This window comes from Aromatoleum evansii (assembly GCF_012910805.1).
Taxonomy (GTDB): domain Bacteria; phylum Pseudomonadota; class Gammaproteobacteria; order Burkholderiales; family Rhodocyclaceae; genus Aromatoleum; species Aromatoleum evansii.
The window spans coordinates 1-6,316 of record NZ_WTVK01000114.1; the positions used below are offsets into that span (position 1 = coordinate 1).

Here is a 6,316-nt window from a genome sequence, read left to right on the forward strand (position 1 = left end):
CGTCGATCAGACGGTGTAACGCGCCGGTAGGGATATTGGATCAGGCGCAATTCGTTTGCGCAGGGTCCAAGCTCAAGCGAGTGTCAATTTTCGCGCAATTCGGTGCCAATTATCGCGCGCCGCTACAACCACCCTCCGTATGAGCACCGATGGCGGGAGGAGCGCAGCGTATCCCGCCAATCCCGCCCCCGAAGCCGGGATCGGTGGCACGCCGTGAACGCAAAAAAGGGGAGGTCGCCCTCCCCTTCTTCGTTACGGCTTCAGACCAGGATCAGCTGAAGAAACCCGTCACCACCAGCACCAGCAGCACGAGGCCGACGGTGATCAGGGTCAGGCCGAGGATCACCGAGCCGACGTGCAACTGGCGCGACGGCGCATCGACCAGGTACTTCTCCAACTCGCCCGACTCGACCAGACGCTGGTAGTGCGCCGGATGCTCGCGACTGAACTCCTCCAGCGACTGCGTGCCGGTGAACATCACCACGTCCGGGGGCGGCAGCTTGTCGGGGCGGAAGTGGTTGTTGAAGAAGTGCACCGTGAAGAGGAACACGGCCGCGAGGAAGGCTTCCTCGCCATGCACCAGCGTGCCGACGTTGAACACCCAGCCCGGCAGGAAGCTCGCCGTCACGTGCGGGAAGGCCAGCATCAGGCCGCTCCAGCCGATGATGTTCACACCCCAGAACACCGCCCAGTAGTCGAACTTCTCGAAGTAGGTCCAGCGGTCGAACTTGGGCTTCGGCCCCTTCCCGAAGAACCACTTGAACATGCCCACGCAGTCGGCGAGGTCCTTCCAGTTCGGGATCAGCGAATCCGGGCCGAACCAGCGGAACTTGCGGTCGCGCAGCAGGCGCGACATCACGTACACGAAGTGGATCATGAAGATGCCGACGAAGAGCACGGCGGCCACGCGGTGGATGAAGCCCATCACCTTCGGCCCGCCCAGCATCGCGGCAACGGTCGGCGCCCAGGCGCTGTCGGCGAACATCACGGTCGTGCCGGTCAGCACCAGGGTCATCGTCACCAGCGCGAACGCGAGGTGCGCGATGCGCCAGCCCTTGGCGAAGCGCACGAAGTGCTTGCCCTCGTTCACACCCAGCTCGCCGGTGCGCACGTGCGGCACGGTCTTGCGTTCCTTGCGCTCCTGCCACTCGCGGTAGTACCACAGGCCGCTGTGCGCCCAGAAGAAGGCGAACACGCCGATCAGCAGCCAGGTCATGAACTTGCCGGCCACGTACATCTGCGGGTACTTCTCGAAGTCGTCGGTGTTGGCGTGCGGGCCGAAGGTCACGAAGCCCGCGGTCGCCTTCACCATGCCCGGCTTCTTGTCGTCGTGGCACTTCTGGCAGGTCTTCAGGCGGTTGTCCGGATGCACGCGCGACTTCGGATCGTCTCCGGCCTTGATGCCGTGGCTGCCATGGCAGTCCGCGCACTTGGCGGTATAGGCGAAGCCGAGGCGATTCACCTGCCCGTGGTAGGTGTCGCGATAGCTCAGCAGCTCTTCCTTGTGGCAGTCACCGCAGGACACCACGTTCTTGAGTTTGAAGAGCTCCGTCGAGGTGCCGCGGATCTCGTGCGTCGTGTGGCAGTCGATGCACACTGCGCCCTTGGGGTCGCCTTTCGCGGTCAATTCGCCGTGCACGGACTCGGCCAGATCCTCGAGATGGTCCTCATGGCAGGAAGTGCCGCAGGTCTCGGGAATCGTCAGGCGCCACTGGTCGCGCTCGGGCGTGCCGGCGGGCGGCACGGCGAAGTCGTGTGTCGCATGGCACTGGTTGCACGCAGCCTTCGGGCGGTCCGGATAATCCGCGTCCGGCCGCGCGTGGAAGGATTCCTTGTAGGCCGCGATGTTCTCGACAACGACGCCCAGGCGCGGCTTGTCGGTGGCCTGGTTGTTCTTCTTCGCCTCGTCCCACAGCTTCTCGTGGCAACCGGCGCAGTCGGGTTTGACGGCATTCGCCGCCTTCTCGTGCTTCTCCTGCGCGTCGACGATGTCCGTGTGACAGGCGACACAATCCAGCTTCGCGTGCACGCCCTTCGCGACCTTTGCCGGATCGACCGCAGGCAGATCCACCTTCTCGCCTTCCGAATCCTCGATCTGGATCGCAGCCTTGCCCTTCTCGTGACAGTTCAGACAGCTGGCATTGTCGAGCTTGGCCGGCGCCTCGCCCCCCCCGGCCGCGAGGCCTGACAAGGGCCACAGCAACGCGGCAGACGCGACCGCCGCCAGCAGGCCCCGAATGTTGCGTATTTTCACTTTATTGCTCCCCTTTTCGCAGCGCAGCCCGCGCGCCGCAGACGAAAAAGGGGGCCGGCACGTCGCACGCCAACCGCCAGACGCACAGGCGTCATATGTGCTCGTGGGCCCCCTGCCGGGCGACTTGCTATCCCCGGATGAAAGCCGGGCCGTCTTCGGCCCGGCCGTTGCTGCCGTCAATCAGAATGCATGCGAGACGGTCACCGCGATGACGCGCGTGATCTGGTTCGGATCCACGAAGACCTTCGTGCCATCCGAATAGCTCCAGCTCGACCATGTATAGTCATCCATCTCGCGACGATCCCAGACATAGTCTAAACGAATAGCCGTAGCCTTTGTGAGGGCATAGCGCGCGAAGAGCCGCAGGGTGTTCAGCGTGTACTCGGTATCCGGGAGGATCCCCGCCCCCTGGCGGATCGACGATAGCGCACCGGCATCCGCGTAGGAGATGTCGTACTCGCTCACGTCGCGGCTGTATAGATATTGCCCACCGACGGAGAATTTCGAGCTGATCTGGCCGTCGAATCCCGCGCCGACCCCATTCGAGCTCAGCTTGAGGTCGGCCCCCCACGGCACGCAGGTGTAGGGGAGCGTCGTGCCGTCGCACTTCGAACCGTAGGTGCTGTTCAGCGACTTCTGCTCGATGTCGTTGCTGGAGTGCGAATACCACAGGTTCGCCTTCCAGCGGTCATTGAAGCGGTATGACGCATCGAGCGAGAACAGCTCCGAGCGGCCCTCGTTCAGACCGATGTCGAAGATGCGCGTCTTGTAGTCGTCCATCGCGTACTCGTAGGCGAACTGCACCGACAGCGGCTCGACCGGCATCCAGTCGAGCATGAGCTTGAGCTTGTCGCGCTCGCGGTCGGAGAACTGCGCCGGCGCCGTCCAGTGCTCACCCACGGCCGTCGTGGCGGTCTTGACGAGCACCGGCGTGGTGCCCCAGCTCGAACCGTCACGCTCGCTGTGGGCGAGGGTCACGCTGCCGTTCAGGGTGTCGCTGAGCGACTTGCGCAGGTCGATGCGATAGGTGTTCTCCGTCATTTCGTCGCGGTACAGCTCGTCCATGCCCTCGTACTTCCTGAAGTCATAGTCGTAACCCGCGGTCAGGTTGTAACCCTTCGGCAGACGGTAGCTCGCCTCGAACTTGCCGCGTTGCGTCGTCTGCGACTCGGGGTTGTTCTGCAGGATCCTCCCGTTGTAACTCGCATAATCGAGCTGCGGCGTCCGGTCGTCCCGGTCCTCGTACGCCCACGATGCGAGCAGGTTGAGCTTGTCGGTGACGCGCGACGTGATCGAGCCGAACACGTTGGTCGTGTCGACCTTGCCGCCGAGATCGCTACGGGTCATGCCCGGCAGGTAGGGCACGACGGTTGACGGCAGGAAGCTGTCATCCTGGGTCGCGAAGCTCTTGCTCACCTTCAGGTTGGCGCGCGTGTCGCGGCTGAAGTTGTAGCCGCCGGCCAGCGCGATCTGGTGCATCTGGTTGTCGGGCGCGAGCGACAGCGGGCTCATCGCAGTCGGGGTGCCCTGGACGGCGACCGGGTTGCCCGTGCCGCCGGTGGTGCCGTAATTGACGAACAGCCCCTTGCCCGCCTTGTTCTCGTAGAAGCTGGCGTAGTAGCTGCCCGAGACGTAGAACTTCTCGGTTGCATAGTCCAGCGAGGCCTCGATCTGCTTGTGGTTCGAGTCGATCGGCTCGGGCGCGAACAACTGGCCGAGGTAGCCGCCAACGTTGCCGTTGGAGCCGAACAGGCGCTCGCCCTTCTTGTCCTCGTTCTTGAACGTGACGTTCGCCTGCAGGTTCTTGCTGATGAACTTGGTGGCGGTCAGGGACGTGGCCGTGCGCTCGGTCTTCAGGTCCTTGTCGTCGAAGCGGGTGCCGAGGTTGAGCGAGTCGTGGCCGATTCCGGTCACGCGCGTCGACACCTCGAAGGGTGCGTAGCGCGGGATCTGGTTGTAGTCGATGCCGAGCTTCCAGTCGCCCTGCTGCTCGATCGACGCGCCGAACTCCTGCGTGCGCAGGCCGAGATCGCGGCCCTCGATGCGCAGCCAGCGTCCCTCGTCGGAGCGGCGGATGACCTTGAGGTCGGCGCTACCGTGGATACCCTCGTCATTGATGCCGTAGTACTGCCGGTACAGCGGATTGACCTCGTTGAGGTGCTGCAGCCTGATGCTTGCTTCGGCGACGTTCGGGCTGATCAGTTCCGCGACCTCGTCTTCCTGCGCGAGGGCGGACGACACGGGGAAGGCCATCGACACGGCCAGGGCAAGCACCGTCCGCTTGAAAATGCGATTGTTGTCCATTTCGTTCTCCCTGACTCTTAACGCCAGAAGCGGGCAGCCTTCGAGCTGGCCGACGGACTATTGCTGCCATGGATTTCGGTGTGGCAGTTCAGGCAGGCACGCCCCTGGGTCACACCGACCGAGTTGAGGCCGTTGTTCTGGCTAGCCGGCGAAGCGATCACCGTGCCGTTCACGTTGCGGCTGAGATCGGTATTTGCCGCGACACCCGGGATCGTGCCGAGGTGGTTGGCGGGGTCATGGCACTGCTGGCACAGGAAGGGCGGACGGGTCTTCAGCATCGCGTCGGCGACGGTGCCGTGCGGGTTGTGGCAGTTGGCGCAGTCTTCGGTGACCGGTGCATGGTTATGCACGAAGGGGCCGCGCTTCTCCGCGTGGCAGGTGTAGCAGGTCGCGTTGGTGCTGTCCTTCACGAGCAGCTTCGGACCGGTGGTGCCGTGCGGGTTGTGGCAGTCCGAGCAGGACATCTTGCCTTCGGGGATGGGGTGGTGCGACGGCCGGTTGACCTGCGCGCGCTGCTCCTTGTGGCAGGCGAAGCACACTTCGGCCTGGGTACGCTTGTCGCGGACCTTGTCGTCGGCGGCGTGCGTGTCATGACAGGAGCTGCAGGCGACGTCGCGGCGCTCGTGCGTGCTGCCGGTCCACAGGTGACGCTTCGGGTCGGTCTGGTGACAGGACAGGCAGGCTGCGTTGCGCTCGGCAACGGGGGTCGCAGACTTCTTGTCGAAGGTGCGATCGGGCTTGGGCGGCTTGTCGCTGCCCTTGTATGTCACGTGCTTGTCACTTTCGCCGTGACAATCGGTACAGGTCGGCGTGCGGCCGTCGGCGCGCGTGCCGTGCTTCGTCTTGCCGATGTGCAGCACGCCCGGGGCGTCCGCCTCGTCGTGGCAGGACGTGCACTTGGCATCGCCCTGCAGAACGATGTCCTTGGGCGCCTCTTTCGGCGCATCGGCGGCGAATACCGCCCCCGAGCAGACGCTGCCGATGACGGCCAGCGCTGCAAGCAAGCTTCGCATTTTTCTCATGTTATCCCCTTGGTTCCGAACGTCATTGCCGCACCGCCCGGCCGGGCGGTGCGATTCAGGCCACGCGGCTTACTGCGAAAGAATCCATTCCATGAGGTTCTTGATCTCGGCCTCGTTCTTGGTGTTGATGATCTTGTGCTCTTCCTCGGTACCGTCCTCGAGCTTCACCTTCGGGCCGGTGGTGATGTTCTTCTTCATCTTCTCGAAGCCCTCGGCTTCCTTGCCCTTGTACTTGGCGGCGATCTTCTGGTACGAGGGGCCCTTCTTGGTCTTGTTGACGGCGTGGCACTTGAAGCAGTCGTTGTCCTTCGCGAGGGACTTCGCGGCGTCGGCGTCGACGGCAAATGCGGAGGAAGAAGCGAAGATCGCGGCGGTGGCGGCAACGAGCAGCGACACGCGGTTGAGACGGAATTGCATTTGGGCTCTCCTGTTGAAGCTGGAATTTCGTCGTTTCGGCCGCAACATGGGCGCGGCCTGACGTGACTGGATTTTCACGAATTCGCGCAATCCCCCATATCGGACAGGGTTTAAATTGCGTGTAGGAAAATTCCTATTAGCCGACGACGAAATACACAACGACTGCTCCGGCACCTTGTTTCTCCCCCTTCAAGGGGGCGGAACAGGGGTTTCGGCCAGCACTGCTGGCCCCCTGTGGAGCGGCGAGGCGCAGCCGAGACTATCGGTTAGGAGGGGGATGGGTTTCCGCGGCGCCTACTTAACCCAGCCCCACCCCAGC

At 63.6% G+C, this 6,316-nt stretch carries 4 protein-coding genes; all 4 read right to left on the reverse strand.

Annotated elements, in window-relative coordinates; translation table 11 throughout:
- Positions 1-271: 271 nt before the first annotated feature.
- Entirely contained in the window at positions 272-2,254 is a 1,983-nt protein-coding gene (locus tag GO615_RS26880; RefSeq protein ID WP_169132922.1) for a cytochrome C, read from the reverse strand.
- 180 nt (positions 2,255-2,434) lie between these two features.
- Positions 2,435-4,558, reverse strand: a complete 2,124-nt coding sequence (locus GO615_RS26885) for an MtrB/PioB family decaheme-associated outer membrane protein (protein ID WP_169132923.1) — start codon at positions 4,556-4,558, stop codon at positions 2,435-2,437.
- 17 nt (positions 4,559-4,575) lie between these two features.
- Complete coding sequence (locus tag GO615_RS26890) at positions 4,576-5,571, reverse strand: DmsE family decaheme c-type cytochrome (protein WP_169132925.1); 996 nt, start codon at positions 5,569-5,571, stop codon at positions 4,576-4,578.
- Positions 5,572-5,649: 78 nt separating this feature from the next.
- Positions 5,650-5,997: a c-type cytochrome gene (locus tag GO615_RS26895; RefSeq protein WP_169132924.1), complete on the reverse strand. Its 348-nt coding sequence runs from the start codon at positions 5,995-5,997 to the stop codon at positions 5,650-5,652.
- Positions 5,998-6,316: the final 319 nt, after the last annotated feature.

Bases quoted from the DNA above. Each gene is read 5' to 3' on its own strand.
- GO615_RS26885 (WP_169132923.1), bottom strand. From the start codon at position 4,558: ATGGACAACAATCGCATTTTCAAGCGGACGGTGCTTGCCCTGGCCGTG.
- GO615_RS26890 (WP_169132925.1), bottom strand. From the start codon at position 5,571: ATGCGAAGCTTGCTTGCAGCGCTGGCCGTCATCGGCAGCGTCTGCTCG.
- GO615_RS26895 (WP_169132924.1), bottom strand. From the start codon at position 5,997: ATGCAATTCCGTCTCAACCGCGTGTCGCTGCTCGTTGCCGCCACCGCC.